13 protein-coding genes are annotated in these 20,766 nt (G+C 49.4%); 4 read left to right on the top strand and 9 right to left on the bottom strand.

What is annotated here, in order from left to right:
- Positions 1–17: 17 nt before the first annotated feature.
- Both ACYVFD_RS12845 and ACYVFD_RS12850 read right to left on the bottom strand, forming a co-directional pair.
- A complete protein-coding gene (locus tag ACYVFD_RS12845) occupies positions 18–1,388 on the bottom strand; it encodes a sensor histidine kinase (protein ID WP_461090496.1) in 1,371 nt (456 codons plus the stop codon).
- A gap of 76 nt (positions 1,389–1,464) precedes the next feature.
- Positions 1,465–4,620, bottom strand: coding sequence for a cyclic nucleotide-binding domain-containing protein (locus tag ACYVFD_RS12850; RefSeq protein WP_461090497.1), 3,156 nt, complete (start codon positions 4,618–4,620; stop codon positions 1,465–1,467).
- Positions 4,621–5,168: 548 nt separating this feature from the next.
- Here ACYVFD_RS12850 and ACYVFD_RS12855 point away from each other — a divergent pair.
- The 4 genes from ACYVFD_RS12855 (at position 5,169) to ACYVFD_RS12870 (ending at position 11,712) form a co-directional block, all read left to right on the top strand.
- Complete coding sequence (locus tag ACYVFD_RS12855; protein WP_461090498.1) at positions 5,169–7,949, top strand: 2-oxoglutarate dehydrogenase E1 component; 2,781 nt, start codon at positions 5,169–5,171, stop codon at positions 7,947–7,949.
- 83 nt (positions 7,950–8,032) lie between these two features.
- On the top strand, positions 8,033–9,682 hold the full coding sequence (gene odhB / locus ACYVFD_RS12860) for a 2-oxoglutarate dehydrogenase complex dihydrolipoyllysine-residue succinyltransferase (RefSeq protein WP_461090499.1): 1,650 nt from the start codon (positions 8,033–8,035) through the stop codon (positions 9,680–9,682).
- A 341-nt stretch (positions 9,683–10,023) separates the two neighbouring features.
- Positions 10,024–11,040 (top strand): hypothetical protein, encoded by a 1,017-nt coding sequence (locus tag ACYVFD_RS12865; RefSeq protein ID WP_461090500.1) that lies wholly within the window; start codon positions 10,024–10,026, stop codon positions 11,038–11,040.
- Positions 11,041–11,106: 66 nt separating this feature from the next.
- On the top strand, positions 11,107–11,712 hold the full coding sequence (locus ACYVFD_RS12870; protein ID WP_461090501.1) for a Uma2 family endonuclease: 606 nt from the start codon (positions 11,107–11,109) through the stop codon (positions 11,710–11,712).
- A 3-nt stretch (positions 11,713–11,715) separates the two neighbouring features.
- Here ACYVFD_RS12870 and ACYVFD_RS12875 read toward each other — a convergent pair whose 3' ends face one another.
- The 7 genes from ACYVFD_RS12875 to ACYVFD_RS12905 form a co-directional block, all read right to left on the bottom strand.
- The gene (locus ACYVFD_RS12875) at positions 11,716–12,975 is read right to left on the bottom strand and encodes an MFS transporter (protein WP_461090502.1); all 1,260 of its coding nucleotides are present in this window, start codon (positions 12,973–12,975) and stop codon (positions 11,716–11,718) included.
- Between the two features lie 248 nt (positions 12,976–13,223).
- Complete coding sequence (locus ACYVFD_RS12880; RefSeq protein ID WP_461090503.1) at positions 13,224–14,528, bottom strand: Gfo/Idh/MocA family protein; 1,305 nt, start codon at positions 14,526–14,528, stop codon at positions 13,224–13,226.
- Between the two features lie 184 nt (positions 14,529–14,712).
- Positions 14,713–15,483, bottom strand: coding sequence for a 3-ketoacyl-ACP reductase (locus tag ACYVFD_RS12885; protein WP_461090504.1), 771 nt, complete (start codon positions 15,481–15,483; stop codon positions 14,713–14,715).
- An 86-nt stretch (positions 15,484–15,569) separates the two neighbouring features.
- Positions 15,570–17,015 carry an oxidoreductase gene (locus tag ACYVFD_RS12890; RefSeq protein ID WP_461090505.1) on the bottom strand — a complete coding sequence of 482 codons (1,446 nt, stop codon included), beginning with the start codon at positions 17,013–17,015 and terminating at the stop codon, positions 15,570–15,572.
- Positions 17,016–17,020: 5 nt separating this feature from the next.
- Positions 17,021–18,400, bottom strand: coding sequence for a glycosyl hydrolase (locus ACYVFD_RS12895; protein ID WP_461090506.1), 1,380 nt, complete (start codon positions 18,398–18,400; stop codon positions 17,021–17,023).
- 128 nt (positions 18,401–18,528) lie between these two features.
- Positions 18,529–20,106, bottom strand: a complete 1,578-nt coding sequence (gene gpmI / locus ACYVFD_RS12900) for a 2,3-bisphosphoglycerate-independent phosphoglycerate mutase (protein ID WP_461090507.1) — start codon at positions 20,104–20,106, stop codon at positions 18,529–18,531.
- A gap of 74 nt (positions 20,107–20,180) precedes the next feature.
- Positions 20,181–20,696, bottom strand: a complete 516-nt coding sequence (locus ACYVFD_RS12905) for a low molecular weight protein-tyrosine-phosphatase (RefSeq protein WP_461090508.1) — start codon at positions 20,694–20,696, stop codon at positions 20,181–20,183.
- Between the last annotated feature and the right edge of the window lie 70 nt (positions 20,697–20,766).

The raw sequence follows: 20,766 nt of genomic DNA on the forward strand, positions 1-20,766 counted from the left end.
ACATTATCCATTACCTATTAAGTTGGTAAGGCGATGGTAAAGGTGGTCCCTTTTCCTTCTTCGCTTTCTACCGTCATAGTACCACTGTGGCCTTTTGTGACAATATCATAAGCCAGCGACAGCCCAAGGCCGGTTCCCTCACCCGTAGGCTTGGTTGTAAAAAAAGGCTGGAAGATCTTTGATTGAAGCTCTTCGGGTATACCTGTGCCGTTGTCACTCACTGAAATAACTGCTTCACTATCAACACATCGGGTAGTCACCGTCACGGTTGGCTGATAGGCCTGGTCTCCGCCTTTTTTCTGGCGCTGCTGAACGGCATAGAAGGCATTGGTAAATAAGTTCAGCAGAACCCGGCCTATATCCTGCGGAATCACACTAACCGTGCCCAGCGACGCATCCAGCTCGGTTTTAAGCTGGGCATTGAACGTCTTGTCTTTGGCGCGTAAACCGTGGTAAGCCAGTCGTAAGTACTCGTCGGCCAGGGCATTCAGATCCGTTGGCTCGCGCTGCCCCGTACTTGCCCGCGAGTGCTGGAGCATTCCTTTCACGATCGAGGCTGCCCGGTTGCCATGCTGAGTGATTTTCTGAAGGTTTTGCTTCAGATCTGTCAGAATTTCGGTTTCCAGTTCGGTATCTCGGGCCTCTTTGGCTTGCTCTTCACTTAACTCATCAAGGAGTTCGATACTGACTTCGGAGAAATTATTGACAAAGTTGAGTGGGTTCTGAATTTCATGGGCAATCCCAGCGGTCAATTCACCCAGTGAAGCCATTTTTTCGCTATGAATCAGTTGGCTTTGTGTTGCTTTCAATTCAGCCAGTGCTACTTCAAGTTCTTCTTTTTGTCGGGTAATCTCGGCGGTTCGTTCGGCCACCAGATACTCAAGCTCGTTTTTCTTGGCTTCAATAATACGCCGTTGCTCCGCTTCCTTCTCACGTTCTACCTGTTCTTTGACCAACACCTTTTTCTGGCTGTTAGCAATATATAGAAAGGCGGCTAGCCAAATAAATGCAAAGGTTGATGCTGACTCAAAGTATTCGTTATTTGTTTTGTAAAATGTCCGGGCCAAATGCCTAAGCAAATCCTTAACAACAACAAGTATCGAATACGGGGCAATACCCAGGAGCAACATCCGCGCCGGTCGAAAAGCAGGTAATTGCCAAACGGTGTAGTAAATAGCCCCAATAATGATCAGTTGAAACCAGATGAGCCAGGGATCCGGAAATACCTCGCCAAGGGTCATCAGGACAAACCCGGTTATCCATATATTCTTAAAATAAATATCCCATTTAGGTAGACGCTTAGCGGTTTCCAGTAAAGTCTGAGTATACCGAATGACGGCCGCAGCAACGCCGACTGCAATATACGATTCACCATCTGACCAGTTCATATGGGCACTTTTTAACGATGAATTCCATGGCTAACGAATCGTAGCCAAGAGCCAAATCTATTAAATCAAATTGACTTTACTTAGCAGCCAGCAATTCATTCTGACGCCGAATTCGACTCGAGAGGCTACGAACGATACTCCGTAAGATTTCTCCCCGCTCTTCCATCAGGTCGTAAAAATCGTCCTGGTCGATTCGCAACAGACGCACATCGGTCACTGCTTCGACCGTTGCCGAACGCGCTTCTGTATCCAGCAAAGCCAGTTCACCAAAGAAATCGCCCCGACCGAAACGAGCTAGTTCAGTATCGCCATCCAGGACGACTACTTCACCCGTATAGATTACATACATGCCCGTGCCGAGGTCTCCTTTGTGAAAAATTGGTTCACTGGCGGCATATTGCTCTTCTTTCATGATGGGCGTAATGCTGGCCAGGACGTTTTCGGGCGTTTCGGCAAACAAACGGGTTTGCGACAAAAGCAGAACGCGATCATACGGAGCAATCTGTTCGGCCGAATTGGTTGAATGACTCATGAGCAAAGGAGATAAGGAAGTAGATTGAGCCTGAAGGGCTTCGCGAGCCGTCTGCGCTTCGGCCACTGGCAAACTCCGCAATACGTCATGGATGGTCCAGGCCGAAAAGGTTGTTTCACCCTTTCGAAGTATAAAGGCCCGAATGGATTCGGCACCGTCGAACGGTTCGAGTTCTTTATCAAGAATCAGCACCTTCTCTGACCGGGGCAGATCGTCGACCAGCACCTGTAAGGTCTGATAAGTAGCTCGGGGAATCAGATTATCCAGCATTTCGAGGGCGTTGGCCCGGCGTTCGCGCGCTGGGTGTCCAATACCCATGCGGGCTCCGGCAATGGTGTCAGAATCATACAGTTGAGTCAATATGTCAAACAGGCGCTGAAGCAGTACGCCTAGTTCGTAGTCGAGGGTTTTGGCCAGATCCGGTTCAGTCATACTTCCGTGTAATAACCGCTGCGCCAGCAAAATCTCCTCCTGCATCAGCGCTTTGAACACAGCATCGTCGGCAGGCTCGTTCGGAAAACGACGTAGTGCCCGCAGCGCAGCTCCTCGAATTTGTAAATCTGGCTCCTGAGCAAGTGCATTCAGCAACTGACGGCTTTCGGGGGTGTTGATAGACCCACCAATAGACGCGATTCGCTGCACGGCCAGCCGATCGACAACCGACCGCCGAACACGTCGTAACGCTGGAATTAATTCAGGACCGTGTGCTTTTAGCGATTGTACTACCGTTCGACCAATGGTTTCATCCGTCAGATGTTGAAGCAGATACTGGGTTAGCCCTTCATCGCTTAAACGACCAGCCGCTAAAATGGCGGCCCGGGCAATCGCCGGATAAGGACTTGCCAGGTGATCGCTGACTGTTGATGCAAAGTCATGTAGCCGTAATACCGCAATCAGATTCAGGGCTATTTCCTGATGAGCTGGATTTGCATCCGTTGCTAAACCTTTAAGACTATGCTGGGCCGAAGTATCATGTGGATTCAGTTCCAGAACCCCTTTAATGGCTCCCTGCCGGATGTTGACATCTGTATGATTGATCAACGGAGCGAGTTCGGCGGCTTCGGCATTGATCCGACGCCCAAGCAGGTAAGCTGCCTGCTGACGGAGCGTTGGTTCAGGATCGGCCAGCGCAATGTGCATGAGCTGATGCGGGGGCGTAGGCTGGTTTGAGTGGGCTAATGTAGCCAGCGCCCGTCGGCGTATTGCGGCATCCGTATGGGTCAACAAGGCCGGTATATGCGTAGCTAGTTCGGCAGGTTTATACAGATCGAGCCAGCTTATAGCCGTTAGTACATCATCGGTACGGTTGCTTTTCAATTGATCAACCAGGCTTTTCTGCGCTACGGTCGGCATTGCCAGTTGATCCCGTTCCAGAAATCGTCGGCCAATGGCATCGTTCAGTTCAAGCAGGTACCGGGTATAGGTGTGACGTAATAACCATACTGCTCCGGCCAGCAGGGCAATCCAGATCAGCGCTCCGCCCGATTCGAGGGTAGTATGCAAAATATAAAGCAACAGCCCGGCAAAACCGAGTCCGATGGGTTCATAAAGTCCTTTGACCAGCGTATGCCCTTTGAGCCGTTGAGGAGGTAGCAGCGGTTGAAATAAAACCAGAAAGACCGGATCGAACAACGCCCGACGTGCTACCTCAAACAGCAAATACAGCGCACAGAAATACACCAGCAATACGGTTTCGGTAGCAGCCGTCATTCGTAAAACGGTCAATCCGGCCAGTCCGATCAAGGCAACCCAGGGCAATACCAGCAACGACCGCTGAACCCCAAATCGGTCGAGAACTTTGCGCGACATAATCAACTTGACCAGCATGGCAATACCATAGGTAAGCGCCAATACATAACTTACGTACCGAATTACATCGGTCTGATCATGAAAGCGGTGCTTTACGTTGATGAAAAAATTGTACTCGATCTCGGTGGCTACCGATGCCAGGATGGCCAGACTCAGGCACATGTAAAAAATCAGCTCACTCCCGCCAAATCGTTTACCAATCAGCCGGGATGGCTCGCGCCCTACTGCCCGGTCCGACTTGTGGGGCGCATGGACATCGTGCGACTGGATTGTCAGGCGCAATACATACAGGGAGGCCATAAATGCACCGAAAGCTACTAACAACAGTCGCAGTACATCGGCATGAGCGTGTACCAGAGCCGCCAGAATAGCACCTAAGGCTTTGGCAGGCATATCGCCCGAACTGATTACCCCAAACAGTCGCTTACTCTGCCGAGTATCGAACACAACCGCCGACACACCCCAGAATTCAAGATTGGTCAGCAGATAAATAACTCGATACCCCGTCATGATAGCGACGGCAGCGGCTACTGAATGTCCAACGACCACCAGAACACCGACGACGATTGTCATAACAACCGCCGAAATCAGCACACGGGCGGCTAGGGTCTGCAACGTTAGGTGATGTTCGTAGTAGGCATAAACACGGCCAACCACAATCATGGCAGCAGCCGAAGCCAGATACGCGACCGGCAAACTTGTTTCGGGATGGTTTTCGAGCAGGATGGCATTGGCCGCTACGTATATCAGGATGGTGCCAATACCCAGCAGGAAATTATGTATAAAAAATAACCCTACTGTTCGACCTTCCTCCGGTCGAATGCCCAGCATACGCTGCCATCGTTGCGTTGAAGGAGGGAGTGGATACGTAGCGTCGGCACCAACGGTCATAAGCAAGCAAACAAGGCGATTTATGGCCAAATATAAGCATCAGTCCACGACATGCCGCCAATCGTCGGTTAGAATCCATCGGGAATCTGCCTATCCCCTCGTTATTTGGTGCCGACACATTAAAGCATTTTTAATGTGGGGTTAATGACAAATTAATAGAGTCTAACGATCCTTGTACTGCTTTCTCCATGAGTACGACATAGCGAACGAAAAGCAACACGACAGAAAACACCCTGTTCTTACCAAGACTGGGTACTTCTGCCCATGTAAACATGCCTTGTAGCCATCAATCTGGCTGTTCGTCAGCGCAAATCAAACCAATGAGGTATTTAGCTGTTCACTAAAAAAGCCACTCCGCTGGGGTGGCTCTTTTAGTGAAACAATCTCCACAAAATGTGTTTATATGCATGTCAACTAAAATTCATTTGCATCTGTTTCACGTACAAGCGCGTCTTTCTCAAAAACATAGGATAAAAACCATAAAATTTGGGCCAACTGTGTAACCGATACACTACCTTTGCAGGTCAAAACAACGACGCGTCCCCGTCATGGATCAGTATTCATATATTGCCAACTCTGATGCCGCTTACGTCGATCAACTCTATCAGTCTTATAAGCAAGACCCTCAATCAGTTGATGAAAGCTGGCAGCAATTTTTCAAAGGATTTGAATTTTCATTAACCTACGGCGAAACAGCCGGAGCGAATAAGTCAAACGGCACCCCATCGAACGGTATTTCGGCCAATGGGAATGGACAGGCTACAGCCAGTAAACCTGTCGATGCATCACATGCTGAAAAAGAGGTTTCAGTAGCTAGTCTGATTAAAGCTTATCGTTCACGCGGACACCTGCTGGCGAAAACAAATCCACTCAAAGCCCGTAAAGACCGGCAACCCCGCGTCGACTTACCCGATTACGCCCTTTCTGACGCCGATCTGGATACCGTCTTCGAATCGGGTAAATTGCTCGGCATCGGGCCCGCAACGCTCCGGGTTATTATGGAGTCGCTGCGGAAAATTTATGCCGGTGAAATCGGTTTCGAGTACATGTATATCCGCGAGCTGGATGTTAAAAACTGGCTGCGGAATAAAATCGAAAAAGAAGCGCTCGTTTTTGAACCCACGCTCGACGAGAAAAAACGGATTCTGGAAAAACTCAATGAGGCCACCGTTTTTGAAAATTTCTTAGCTACCAAATATTTAGGCCAGAAACGTTTTTCGCTCGAAGGGGGCGAAGTAACGATTCCGGCTCTTGATACCATCATCAGCCAGGCCGCCGATATGGGGGTTGAGGAAGTAATGATTGGTATGGCCCACCGGGGTCGCCTGAACGTACTGGCCAACATTCTCGGTAAATCCTACGAATCGATTTTCGACGGTTTTGAGGGCAACGTTCCCGAGCAGGTTCATGGCGATGGCGACGTAAAATACCACTTAGGCTATTCGAGTCTGACTGAAACCAAATCGGGTAAGCAGATCAGTGTAAAACTGGCGCCTAACCCGTCGCACCTCGAAGCGGTCAATCCCGTTGTGGAAGGCTTCGTACGGGCGCAGGCCGACGAAGAATACAAAGGTGATTTTACCAAAATCCTGCCCATCCTCATCCACGGAGACGCGGCTGTAGCAGGTCAGGGAATTGTGTATGAAGTCACGCAGATGGCCAAACTAGCGGGCTATCAGACTGGCGGTACGGTTCATTTTGTGATTAACAACCAGATCGGCTTCACCACCGATTTTGAAGACGCTCGTTCGTCGATCTACTGCTCCGACGTGGCTAAGATTGTGGATGCCCCTATCTTCCACGTAAACGGTGATGATCCAGAAGCGGTAATTTTCTGTGCCAAGCTGGCTGTTGAGTTCCGGGAGAAATTCAACCGGGATGTCTTCATTGATATGGTCTGCTATCGTCGTTACGGACACAATGAATCCGACGAGCCGAAGTTCACGCAGCCAACGATGTACAACATCATCGACAAGCATGCCAACCCACGTGAACTCTACAAAGATCTGCTCATCAAGCGGGGTGATGTAGATGCCGAACTGGCACAACGCATGGATACGGAATTCAAGAAGCAATTGCAGGACCGGCTCGACCGCGTGAAGCAAAAAGCGGAAATTCCATATAAGCCATTGCGACTGGACCGTGACTGGGCCGAGTTACGTTTCAGTGAGCCTGCTGATTTCGAAAAATCGCCCGAAACCGGTGTTTCGGCGGATGTACTCGAAACAGTCGGACAGGCATTGGTCAAATTACCGGAAGGCTTTAAGCCGCTGAAGCAGATCGACAAGTTGCTGAAAGACCGGCAGGCCATGCTTACCGATAGCAAAATTGTAAACTGGGGCACAGCCGAGTTGCTGGCTTATGGTTCGATTCTGCTTGATGGTAAACCAGTCCGATTGAGTGGTCAGGATGTTCAACGGGGTACGTTCTCACACCGCCATGCCGTATTGCACGATGCCGAAACCAACCAGACCTATTCGTCGCTCGACTTCATCAAAGAAGGCCAGCCGAAGTTTCAGGTCTATAATTCGCTGCTGTCGGAATACGGTGTGCTTGGCTTCGAGTACGGGTACTCAATGGCAACGCCGAATGCACTGGTTATCTGGGAAGCACAGTTCGGTGATTTTTCGAATGGTGCTCAGCTGATCATCGACCAGTTCATCGCGGCTGCCGAATCGAAATGGGGCATCCAGAACGGGGTTGTTATGCTTCTACCCCACGGTTACGAAGGCCAGGGTCCTGAGCACTCGAATGCCCGCCCGGAACGCTATCTGCAACTGTATGCGGAGTATAACATGACAGTAGCCAACATCACCACACCGGCTAACCTGTTCCACGTTATGCGTCGGCAGTTGGCGTGGCCGTTCCGTAAGCCGCTGGCTATTATGTCGCCCAAGTCCCTGCTGCGTCATCCCAAATGTGTTTCGCCACTCGAAGACCTGACCAAAGGTTCGTTCCAGGAGATCATCGACGATAGTTATGCTCAGGCCAAAAAGGTAAAACGTGTCCTCCTTTGCACGGGTAAGGTGTATTACGACCTGCTCGAAAAACAGCAGGCTGATAAACGCGACGATGTAGCCATTGTTCGTCTGGAACAACTCGCTCCATTACCTAAAACGCAACTGGACGCTGTACTGGAGAAGTATAAAAAGGCCGAAGTGTTCTGGGTACAGGAAGAACCCCAAAATATGGGTTACTGGGGATACTTATTGCGCGTTGGTGTACATTTGCCAATCATTTCACGCAAGGCTGCGGCTTCTCCCGCAACTGGTTATCCAAAAATTCATACTCAGGAACAAGCCGACATCGTTCGGAGAGCATTTGAATAAAAATCCAGTTTTCGGTTTGCGGTTGTCAGTTATCGAAATCGATACTTCTGAACTGTAAACCGAAAGCTGAAAACTGTAGAAAAATGGCCGTTGACATGAAAATCCCTCCCGTGGGGGAATCGATTACCGAAGTAACTGTTGGCACCTGGTACAAAAGCGAAGGTGACCATGTAAAGATGGACGAGGTACTTTGCGGCCTCGACTCTGACAAAGCCACATTTGAACTGACGGCCGAAGCCGATGGTATTCTGCACATTCTGGCTCAGGAGGGCGATGTACTTCCAATTGGTGCCAGCATTTGCACAATTGATGACGGCGGAAGCACACCCGCAGCGACACCAGCTCCGGAAGCAAAAGCCGAAACGCCAAAACCAGCCGAACAACCTGCCCCCGTTGCGGCCGCAGCCCCTGTTGCCGTTGCTGAGCCAACCAAACCAGCCACTACCAGTGCTCAGGTAATTGAGGTCAAAGTTCCAGCCGTTGGCGAATCGGTTACTGAAGTGACAATCGCGTCCTGGAGCAAAAAAGACGGTGATCAAGTTGCACTCGACGAGGTGCTCTGTGAACTGGAATCCGATAAAGCTACTTTCGAACTTCCGGCCGAAGCTGCCGGAACGCTGCGTATTGTGGCACAGGCAGGCGAAACATTGCCTATCGGGGCATTGATCGCTAAAATTGAAGTTGGCGCAGACGCATCGGCTCCAGCAGCACCAGCCAGCACACCCGCTCCGCAACCTGCCGCCAGCACACCGGCTGCTGAAACACCAGCGTCAAACGGGCAAAACGGGACCGTAAGGTCCGAGTATGCGGCTCATTATCCATCGCCAGCAGCCGCTAAAATTCTGGACGAAAAAGGCGTAAATGCACAAGCCGTTCAGGGAACCGGTGTCGGCGGACGCATAACGAAAGAAGACGCACAAAAAGCCACTCCAGCGCCTGCACAACCGGCAACACCAGCTCCAACTCCAGCACCCGCAGCTCAGAAACCAGCCGCTCCGGCGTCTGCTCCAGCCCCTGTGGCAGCGGGCGGTAGCCGCAATCAGCGTCGCGAAAAAATGACCTCACTTCGTCGGACCATTGCCCGGCGACTGGTAGCTGTTAAGAATGAAACGGCCATGCTGACTACCTTCAATGAGGTAGACATGAAGCCAATCATGGACCTGCGCAACAAATACAAAGACAAATTCAAGGAGAAACAGGGCGTAGGGCTTGGCTTTATGTCGTTCTTCACGAAAGCGGTTTGTATTGCGCTGAAAGACTTCCCGGCCGTTAATGCCCAAATCGATGGCGAACAGATCGTTTACAACGATTTCTGTGATATTTCGGTAGCCGTTTCGACTGAGCGTGGTCTGGTCGTACCGGTTATTCGGAATGCTGAACAGTTAAGTTTCGCGGGTATTGAAAAAGAAATCATTCGTCTGGCCGGTCTTGCTCGCGACAATAAGCTGACCATTGAGCAAATGACGGGTGGTACATTCACCATCACCAATGGTGGCGTGTTCGGTTCGATGCTGTCGACGCCAATCATCAACGCTCCTCAGTCGGCTATTCTGGGTATGCACAACATTGTCGAACGCCCTGTAGTGGTCGACGGTCAGATTGTCATTCGACCCATTATGTACCTGGCCCTGTCGTACGATCACCGGATCATCGACGGCAAAGAATCAGTAAGCTTCCTGGTTCGCGTGAAGCAAATTCTGGAAGACCCCGCCCGTATTCTGTTCGATATGTAATTGAGTCGTTGGACCTGTCTAAAACTTTTTGTCATCCCGACGCAGGAGGGATCTTCATGATCTGACAATTTAATGGATTCATCCGAAGATGCTTCCTTCGTCAGCATGACAAAAACACTCCTGTTTTGGCTCCATTGGTAAAACTTTAAACAGCTTCATCTTCCAACTTCCCGAAAGGCTGGGCGCACTCGTTCAGAGCTTTCGGGAAGTTTTGTTTTATGGTGTTATAAGACGCAGTGTCAATTAAATATATATCAATGTTTACTAAATTTACAACCGTTCATTAACTAATAGGGTCATTCAGATAACCACTTTCAATAAACCTGAAATACGTGGAAATCATGAACTATACTACAAAGCACTTCCTGTTTTTCGCACTTCTTTCGTTAATAACTACTATTACAAGTAGCTGTCAATCCGATGCCGATGTTTCTACCTATACCAAAAAAAACTGTCGATTGACCAGCCGTACTATTACTTCTGGTACCAATGGGCAAATAATCAGTAATTGGCAGTATGATGCGAATGGTCGGCTCATTCAATACACAAGCCCGTCTGCTATTAGCCCCTATCCAAGCCAGGTTGATTTGCGCTATGATAGTGAGGGCTACTTGATTTCAATGACCCAAAGAATAGTTTACTCAGGCTTTGCGGGTTTTTTTACCGACACAACAGTTACGACTTACTCGTATGCCAATGGCCGATTAATCCGAGAAGAAGGTGCTCGTGGTTCACTAACGTATGAATACGATGCGTCGGGGGAGCTAACTAAGGTAACCAATAGCAATGGCTCGTATTCCGACACTACTATAGATGTCTATTCGTCAGGTAAATTTATTGACCACATCATTGTTAAGTATGATTCAAAAGCAGAAATGCATCCATACCAGATTGTGGACGGGCATATTATTCGGGAAAACACGCGTGATCCTCGATCTTACGTTGGCTATCAGTATGATTCGGAGGGGAGGTGTACAAAAATTGAGACAGTTGCTAATGATACAATCCGGCAGTATTTCACCTATTCTTATACAACTGGCCAGGCTTATTTCGATGCAATTCCCCTTCCGAAAGGCTGGCCAACCGTTGCCCGCAAAGCGTTTATATACGATGAGCTGTTTTGGAACAGACCTATTACCCCAACAGGGTTGATAGCTAGTTGGACCCGTTATACAGATTCAAAGCCAGGCTCTTCAGAGTTATTCAAAAATATTGTTAGAGAATACACTCATAGTAAAAACGGCCAGGGCTACCCCATAAAATCTGACTACACGACCACGGTTTATACACACACTGGTACGGTGGTTGGAACTCCTTCATATGTTACAGAGACCTATACTTATGAAGGATGTCCATAGCCCAGACGAAGCCTGCATGTACGTATTAAGTTTGTATAGTTTGGTCAGCCACTAACGATTCCAATCATGACAGGCATTATGTTTCCGTTTCCTTTTAAGTCGGGCGTTGACATGTTCGAGCAGATGCGTCACATGACTACCGATGAGTTCTTTTATTTCTGTCAGGAAAATGCCGATTATAATTTCGAGCGTGATAGGAACGGCAACATACTACCTATTAGACAAACAGGGGGCGAAACTGGCATTCGCAATAGTGAATTAACGACTGATTTGACAATTTGGAATCGAGCAAGCCGATTTGGACTTGTCTTCGACTCATCAACCGGATTTAATCTGTCTAATGGAGCGATCCGAAGTCCTGATGTTGCCTGGGTCAGTCATGAACAATGGAATCGACTGTTGCCCGACGAGCGGAAGAAATTCCCTCCCCTTTGCCCGGATTTTGTCGTTGAATTGTTAAGCGAATCGGATACACTCAAAGTAACTGCCGATAAGATGCGGGAATACATGGACAATGGTTGCCGCTTAGCCTGGATGATTGACCCTAAAACCGAGGAAGTCCGCGTTTATCGGGCCGATGGGTCAGTGAGTGTTGTGCATGGCTTTGATAATAGTCTGTCGGGCGAAGATGTATTATCTGACTTCTCATTCAATTTACAGTTACTGCGCTAATCGTTAATTCTCCTCCACGTAGTCCATATCTTTCGTGAACGTCTCATCGAGGAAAGAAAGGGCAATAAGGGCGACAACGATGGTTAAGATGCCGACCGTTAAGGCACTATAAACGGTTCCCAGGGAAGGTTTTAGCTGGACAAAAATAGCACTTAGCGGAATTGTGGCGGCCCGTACAAAATTCGGAATGGTGGTGGCTACCGTAGCCCGAAGGTTAGTGCCAAATAATTCAGCGGCAATAGTCACGAACAGGGTCCAGTAGCCATTGGCAAAGCCAAGACATACACAGACTGCATAAAACAGGGTCAGACGGCTAATGGGTGCCAGCAGATAAACCAGGATAAAGGCGAAGGAAACCAGCATAAACAGCCGAATCACTTTTTTGCGGCTTCGCATCGACTGACTTAGAAAACCACTGACCAAATCGCCCAATACCTGTCCTGAAAAACTAAGCATGACAGCTTTACCGGCGACAACTGGTTCGGTAAGTCCGATGGCTTTCCCCAATTCGGGCGAAAACGTAATGAGAATCCCCACCACAAACCAGATGGGCAGCCCGACCAGAATGCATTGCAGGTATTTGTTACGACGACTTTTATCACTAAACAAGGTTTGTACACTCCCTCTGGAAATCGCCCGCTGGCTTGTTTTTACGAATAAGCCCGATTCCAGCACATTAAACCGTAGAATAAGTAGCAAAAGCCCCAATCCACCGCCAATAAAATACGAGATGCGCCAGTCGAACAGATCGGCCATAAAATAGGCCAGAATAGCTCCCAGAACACCCATTGTAGCTACCAAAGTGGTGCCGTAGCCCCGAATTTCTTTCGGTAAAATCTCCGTTACCAGCGTAATGCCAGCACCTAATTCTCCGGCAAGCCCAATACCGGCAATAAAACGCAGTAGCACGTACTGGTTCAGTGAGGTAACAAAACCGTTAGCAATATTGGCGAGTGAGTAGAGCAATATAGAACCGAACAGTACCGAAAGCCGCCCTCGCCGGTCGCCCAGAATTCCCCAGAAGATTCCGCCAATCAATAAGCCAGCTGTCTGTGTATTCAGCAATAACAATCCATCGCCTAAAAGTCGGTCGCCGTCTACACCAAGTGCTTTCAGACTGGGTACCCGCACCACACTGAACAAAAACAGGTCATACATATCGACCAGATAGCCGAGTGCCGCCACCAGGACCGGAATTTGCAAAAGTTGACGTAGTACCGGGCGATTGGTTGTAATAGGTTCAGGCGTAAGGACGGGTTTCATAAAGAGGGAATTAGGCGGCTAAAGAAAACACTTTCCGAAAATTTAAGAGACTGTCTAACATTCTCAACAAAAACTAAAATGGAGACTTTGTCATTCCGACGAAGGAGGAATCCCAAGGTTGGCTTATGCTCAAACCAGGATTATTTAAGATTCCTCCCTTCGGTCGGAATGACAAAAACCTTCATTTGGGCTTTTGTTGAGAATGTTAAATAGCTTTTAACACTTTGGAAGTTAGTTAAACAGATACTCTACACTTTTTCGGGCACCACGAAAGGCGCGCGGTATTTACGGGTAAGCATCTGGTTGGCTTCTTTATCACCCACGAACACTTCGTTTTTCGGATCGAAATGCAGCGTTCGGCCTAAGCGATAAGCGATGTTGCCAAGGTGCGCAATACCCGAAGCTAGATGCGCCGTTTCGACCGGCCCGTTCTGCTTCGACTTATCCCGCGATCGTACGCAATCGATGAAATTAGCGTAATGATCGCCACCAGCTTTACGGGCCGGGCCGGGCGTGCGTTCCTTGCCCAGGAAAGTTTTGTAGTCGTCGTAGCCATTGATCACCATGTAGCCTTTGTCGCCGTAGAACAGGTTACCGATCTCAACGCCATCTTCTTTATTGGTCATCCAGGGGCGAACCTCAAACTGAATTACTTTTCCCTGCGATGGGTATTTGTACACCGACGTGAGTGTTTCGGGCGTTTCCTTGCAGTCGTTCCAGAGGAATTTTCCTCCAGCCGATGTGATCTCTTCCGGAAAGCCTACGTCCAGCCCCCACATACAAAGGTCAGTTTCGTGGATACCCTGGTTGCCGATATCGCCATTGCCATAATCCCAGAACCAGTGCCAGTTGTAGTGAACATAGTTTTTGCTGAACTCCTTTTCCTGTGCGGGCCCTTGCCACAGATTCCAGTTCAGTTCGGCAGGCACCGACGATTTACCCTGATCGCCAATGCTTGGCCGCCACTTATAGACTAGCCCCCGAGCCATATACACCTTGCCAATCAGGCCATCGCGCAGGTGTTTGATAGCTTCCTGAACGGCTTCCGAACTGCGCAACTGTACGCCATGCTGTACGATGCGGTTATAGCGCGTAGCGGCTTCGACCAGTTTACGGCCTTCATGCAGGTTGTGTGCTCCGGGTTTTTCGACATACACATCTTTACCGGCCTGACATGCCCAGATAGCCGCCAATGCATGCCAGTGATTGGGTGTGGCAATACTTACAGCATCGATGTTTTTATCGTCGTACACCTGCCGCAAATCGCCGATGGTTTGCACTTTCCGGTTGTATTTCTTTTCAAAATCGGCCGCTCGCTCCTGAAGGACGTTGCTGTCGACATCGCAAAGGGTAACTACTTCAACATCTTTCAGCTTTGAAAACCCCTGAATATGGTCTTTCCCGCGCCCGTTGACGCCAATAACCGCTACCCGAACCCGGTCGTTGGCTCCGAATGCATGGGCCGGAATATAGGTTGGTAAGCCGAAGGCGGCTATAGAACCCACAGCCGCCGATTTAATAAATTTTCTACGAGATTCGTTTTGACTTTCCATAAGTGATTTAAGGATTTAGCTATTCAGTATGCTAGGCAACTGTTCGATTTTTTTATCTATCGTAATACGTGAACTGACTCAAATACGACTATAGTGGTCAGGCGAATCTTCGGTGAGCTTTCAGAGGATAAAGAGCAGGGAAAGCGTAAACTAATCGAAAAACCAGGAACTGATTATCAAAATCTTACAAACGGGGCAGTGTCATACCACCGTCAACCATGATTACCTGCCCGGTCGAGTAAGGAAAGTCACCCCGTGCCAGCGAAGCAACGGCACGCCCAACGTCGTCGGGAAGGCCCCAGCGTCTCTGCACACACAACCCATCGGCAATCAATTTATCATATTTGGCCGTAACACCTGCCGTCATGTCGGTTTGAATAATCCCCGGCCTAACCTCATAGACTGGAATATCGAACTCACCAAGCCGGGCGGCAAAGAGTTGAGTGGCCATGCTCAATCCCGCTTTCGCTACGCAGTATTCTCCCCGATTAACAGAGGCAACAGTGGCTGAAACCGACGAAATGTTGATGATACGACCTACAAAATCAGGCCGATCTTTCTTCTGCTCGATCATCCAGTTGGCAGCCGCTTGGGTCAGGAAATAGGCACCCTGCAAATTGGTCGATACCACGTATTGAAAACTTTCTTCGGTGGCTTCCAGAATATCCCGGCGCTCTTTAGGCGCTACACCGGCATTATTTACCAGCACATTCAATCGCCCGAAATGCGCTTTTATTTTCTCTAGCATGGCTGACCGATCTTCCCGCAAGGCAATATCGCCGGGGCAGTAGATCACCTCAGCGCCCAGCGACCGCAGGCCATCTAATGCCTCACTCACCAATGCTTCGGGCCGGACGCCGTTGATTGCCAGATCGAAACCGGCTTTGGCCAGATGTTCGGCAATGCCATAGCCGATGCCCCGGCTTCCGCCCGTTATGAATGCAGTTCGTTTCATTCCAGTAGTGTCGAGTTTTCAAGACCGACATGTATCAAATAAGTGTCGGGTTTGAGAACGGCTGCGGCCGACCGCCCGATAGCACGTTATAGGCTGTCTTTTATCGCTTTAAGCTGTTCGGCTTCGGGGCTTTTCTTGTAAAGTGTATCCAGCGGATAGCAACCCGAAATAATGCCGTTACGTGGTGCTGTGGTACAGTCGGAAAACGTACGGCAAATATGATTTCGCACCAACGGACGACCCGCCAGTATATCGGCAGGCATGGTCGGGTAAGACAAAACCATCCGCCCAAAACCAATGCTATCGGCCATGGTATGCCGCAATACGTACTGCGCTACATTAGGGAGCCATTCCTGCAAATACGAATAGCCTGAACCAATAATGACCAGTTCAGGAAAAGCCTGTTTCAGTTCATGGGTCACATCGATTTGCCGTTTAACGCCCAACAGCGGATCTTCGGGCGGCAGGTAGCCATCGGAAGGCGGAAACAGGGCCGGACGCATCAGATGCGGATTATAATATGGGCTACCTCCGGTAATACATACCAACTGAATACCCAATGATTCGGCTAATGCTAAAAAGGCTTTTGTTTCGGTCAGATCAGGCCCCAGCCCATCCGGCTTACCACCGAAAGCAAACGGATATTGCTCTGCGGGTTCAGGAACCCCCGTTCCGGTTGGTCCTTTTTTGAACGGCAGCATATCAAACGCGCTCAACCGAATGCCAATTTCCAGACCCGGAGCCGCCTGCCGAATACCCGCCACAATGTTGCGCAGATAGCGCGTCCGATTCTCAAACGAACCGCCATACCGTCCTTCGCGAGAGACGGCACTCAGAAATTCGTGACCCAGATACCCGTGGCAATGTTTTACATCGACAAAGTCGAAACCTGCTTTTTGAGCTAGTACAGCGGCTTCAACATATTGGCTGATGATTAGATCAATTTCATCATCGGTGAGTACCGGATAGTCGTCTGCCATTCCGAACTTGCCGTTCAGAAATGGGTGGCTGTACAGAATCTTCGACTCAAAGGCTTTATGGCTTTTCGGTTTGCAGAACCGGCCCGAATGGGTTAGTTGCAGACCAATCAGCAAATCGTCGGTCGTTCCAAAGGCTTCAGTATGGTCCTTAAGGAGTTGTTGCCGCAGATCTACAAAATCCGAAAACGTTTCGGTGTTCAAGACCAGTTGGTTCGGATTGGCTTTACCGGCATGACAAACCGCAACGGCTTCACAGCCAAAAAGCAGTTTAGCCCCGCTAATGGCAAATTTATTCCAGCGGTTTCGGGTAAAATCCGTTGGTCGCCCGTCAGTCGTACCATCCCAGCCTTCCATCGGCAAAATGCATAGGCTATTGCCAATCGTTTTTCCTGACTTAAGCGGAATCGGGCGATTGAATGGGCTTTCGGCGGGCGTTAATAGGGTTTCATCGAACGGCAGATCGATACTGTTCTTTTCCAAATAGTTACGCAGGTCGGCAGCCGTTTTTAGCTGGGCCATGCGTGGAAAGGCGGGTTTATATTTTTCACTCATTGGAATCAGGCGATGCCATTAAAAAAGGTATAGTAGGGCTCGTTACGGATCATGCGTTGCAGATACAACGCTACTTCGCGGATGTGGTAGTCGCCCCACATACTCGATTCACCATTGGCAATCTTGCTACCAGGCGGCACATAATCCCACCCATTAGGTTGATGATAAATCGAGTGCAACAGCAAGCCCTGATGTGCTGGATTGGTACTCAGATAGGGTTCGTCAAGTAATGCATCAAGTGTAGTCAAACCGGCCTGGCAGTAGCGTTTTCCGGCCTCTATATTGCCTTTATCGGTAAGGTATTTTCCCAGACGAAGCAATCCCTGAGCACCAATAGCGGCCGCCGAACTATCGACGGGCTCGTATTCATTGTATGGGTCAGCCGGACGGTTCAGGTAATCACCCAGTCGATACAGGTTGGGTGCACCGGTATCCCAATAAGGAATGCCATCGATAGGCGTATTGTCGATGAAAAAATCGCAGGTAGCCGTAGCCGCCTTTAGCATATAAGCTTCGATAGCCGCACGTCCGCCAAAGAGTTCCAGTTCAGTATCATCACGGGTAGCGAGCCATTCCAGCTCTTCGGCAAAGCCACACATAGCCCAGGCCAGCCCGCGCGTCCAGGTCGTAAAGCCCGAATAGCCCTGCTGAGAGTTGGGGCAACGAAAATTGCCATCTTTTACGTTGAAAACGCTTTCGTGAGCCGTGCGTCCCCATGCGTCGTATGAATCCCGTCCTTCGCCGTAAAAAACGGAATAATCGGCGGTGGCTTTCATATGCTGTAAAGCGCGTTCCATCAGGCTGATTTTTGCGTCGCCTTCACCTTGAAACACATGCCCAAGCGCATGACTCAGCACCAACGCCCGGCACGAACGGATGGTATCGACAAACAGCGAATGAGGTCCATTAAATGAACTAATAAATCCGCCGTTTTTAATGGTCGTCCAGCGACTAGCCTGAACAGCACCGGAGATTTTCAAGGCTAGTTCGTAAAAATTCTTTTCCCACTCATTGTACGAAATCCGCCCCTCCTGCATGAGTCGTAACAGATTTCCGTATGTGCTGACGTTATTGAATCCATGGTCATGTACACCAATATGACTAATGTGGGGAGCCATCAAGCTAAGCGTTTTCTGACGACCTATTTCCAGAAAATCAGTGTCGTTCGTAGCGTCGAACTGTAGAATGGACGAGCCAAACTGAAAACCCTGCGTCCATTCGGTCCAGCCGCGCGTGGTGTATTTGCCCGCCCATGTAAAAACCGGCGAACCTTTTGTAACGTCGTATTCCGCTTCAATCAGCCGTATTTTCTGGCCAGAGAGTTCCCAGAATCGGTCAATTTTTGTGGTGAGGTCGGTGGGTTGTAACAAGTTATTGATCTGCATACGATAGAAACGCTACGGATTTAGCCGTTACGTTCTAAAGAACAGATAAGACGTATCTACTACTCCGCTCCACTAAAAAAGCCGCGACCTGATTGAACAGGCGCGGCTTTTACTTCTTATCAGGAGACCTATTCCTTAATCAAACTAACTCCACCCATTTCGGTGGGTTGTGGAATGCCCATCAGTTGAAGAATGGTGGGGGCAATATCAGCAAGTTTACCGTCCTTAAGCGCTGGATGGTAGTCCTTATCGACCAGAATGCACGGAACAAGGTTCGTTGTATGGGCAGTGTTGGGGCTACCGTCGTCGTTGACCATGTACTCGGCATTGCCATGGTCAGCAATGATGATTGTGGCATAGCCGTGTGCCAGAGCCGCTTCGGTAACGACCTGCGCACAAGCGTCAGCGGTCTCGGCCGCTTTGACGACGGCAGAAAACACACCCGTATGTCCGACCATATCGGTATTGGCAAAGTTCAGACAGATAAAATCCGCTTCTTCTTTCTCCAGTTCAGGGATAATGGCGTTTCGAATATGGTAAGCGGCCATTTCCGGAATCTGGTCGTAGGTTTTTACCGGAATCGTTATCTCAACACCCCGGTCGTCCAGAACGGTCATTTCTTTGGGCGAGGGGCAAAGTAGCCGTTTTTCGCCTGTAAAAGGCTCTTCGCGGCCACCCGAGAAGAAGAACGTAACGTGCGGATATTTCTCCGTTTCAGCAATACGAATCTGTTTCCGACCGGCATTGGCTACGACTTCACCCAGCGTTTTTTCGAGATTGTCCTTATCAAAAATCACCTTGACGTTAATAAACTCGCTGTCGTAGTTGGTCATGGTGATGTAATAAAGCGGCAGTTTTTGCATGCCCTGCTCCGGGAAGTCCTTCTGCGTCAACGCCTGGGTAATTTCGCGGCCACGGTCGGTACGGAAATTAAAGCAAAGAACAACGTCGCCCTCTTCGATAACGGCTACGGGCGACCCGTCAGAATTACTGACAATAATCGGTTTGACGAACTCATCCGTAACGTTAGCATCATACGACTCCTGTAAGGCCTTAGTCACATCCGAAGCGGCTACTTTGGCACCAACGCCCTTCACCATCGCATCGTAAGCAATTTTTACCCGCTCCCAGCGATTATCGCGATCCATAGCATAGTAACGGCCCACAACGCTGGCAATCTGCCCCGTTGTTGCCGCCATATGCGCCTGTACTTCAGAAATATAACCAATACCCCCTTTCGGATCGGTATCGCGGCCATCGGTAAAGGCATGAACATACACCTTCGTCAGCTCATTGGCATGGGCAATTGATAGGAGCCCTTTCAGGTGATCCACATGCGCGTGAACGCCCCCATCAGAAACCAGCCCGATAAAATGAACCTGCTTATTGTTGACTTTAGCGTAATTCAGGGCATCGACCAGAACCTGCTCATTATCAAGCGTATGCTCCTCAACAGCCTTGTTCACTTTTACCAAATCCTGATAAACGACCCGACCAGCACCGAGGTTCATATGGCCTACTTCCGAATTCCCCATCTGACCGGCAGGTAGTCCGACGGCCAATCCAGAAGCTTCCAGCGTGCTGTGCGGATATTTAGGATACAATGAGTTGATAAACGGAGTATGAGCGGCTTCAATGGCCGATACGTCACGCTTCAGCGGAATACCCCATCCATCGAGAATGATGAGAATGACTTTTTTATTCATTTTTTTAATGAGTGATTGGGTGATTGAGTGATTGAGTGGTCGTGCGTCAGCTATTCACCGCTCCGGCGGCCCGGTCAATCACTCATTCGCTCATTCACAATCTTCAGATTATGCTGTTGAATTAAATACGTAAGCAATTGTCGGCAGCAACGTAAACAAATCTGGTAAACTTCTTCGAAAACGTCTGGACCTTCGTAGTATGGATCTGGCACATCAGGTTCGTTACTGACGTCGGGGTCGAATTCACGTAGCAGGAAAATCGTGTCGGTCGTATGCAAGCCCGTACTGCGGTAATTCAGCTTTTCAATGGTTTCGAGATTCTTCTCGTCCATCGCTACAAAATAATCGAACTGTGCCAGGTCATCGCCTGTTAATCGACGCGCGTGATGCGTAAGCATGAGCCCATGCTCAAGGGCATTTTCGCGTGTCCGGAGATCGGGTAGTTGACCGATATGATAGGATGATGTACCAGCCGAATCACAGCTTACCTGTTTCTCCAGACCTTCTTCACGAATCAGTTGCCGAAAAATGCCCTCCGCTACCGGCGACCGGCAGATATTACCCAAACAAACGAAGAGAACATTAAGCATGGGGCAGGAGGCAGGGAGCGAGGAGCAGGGAGCAAGGTGGTAATTAGTTCACCCTGCTCCTCGCTCCATG

This window comes from Spirosoma gilvum, assembly GCF_054776815.1.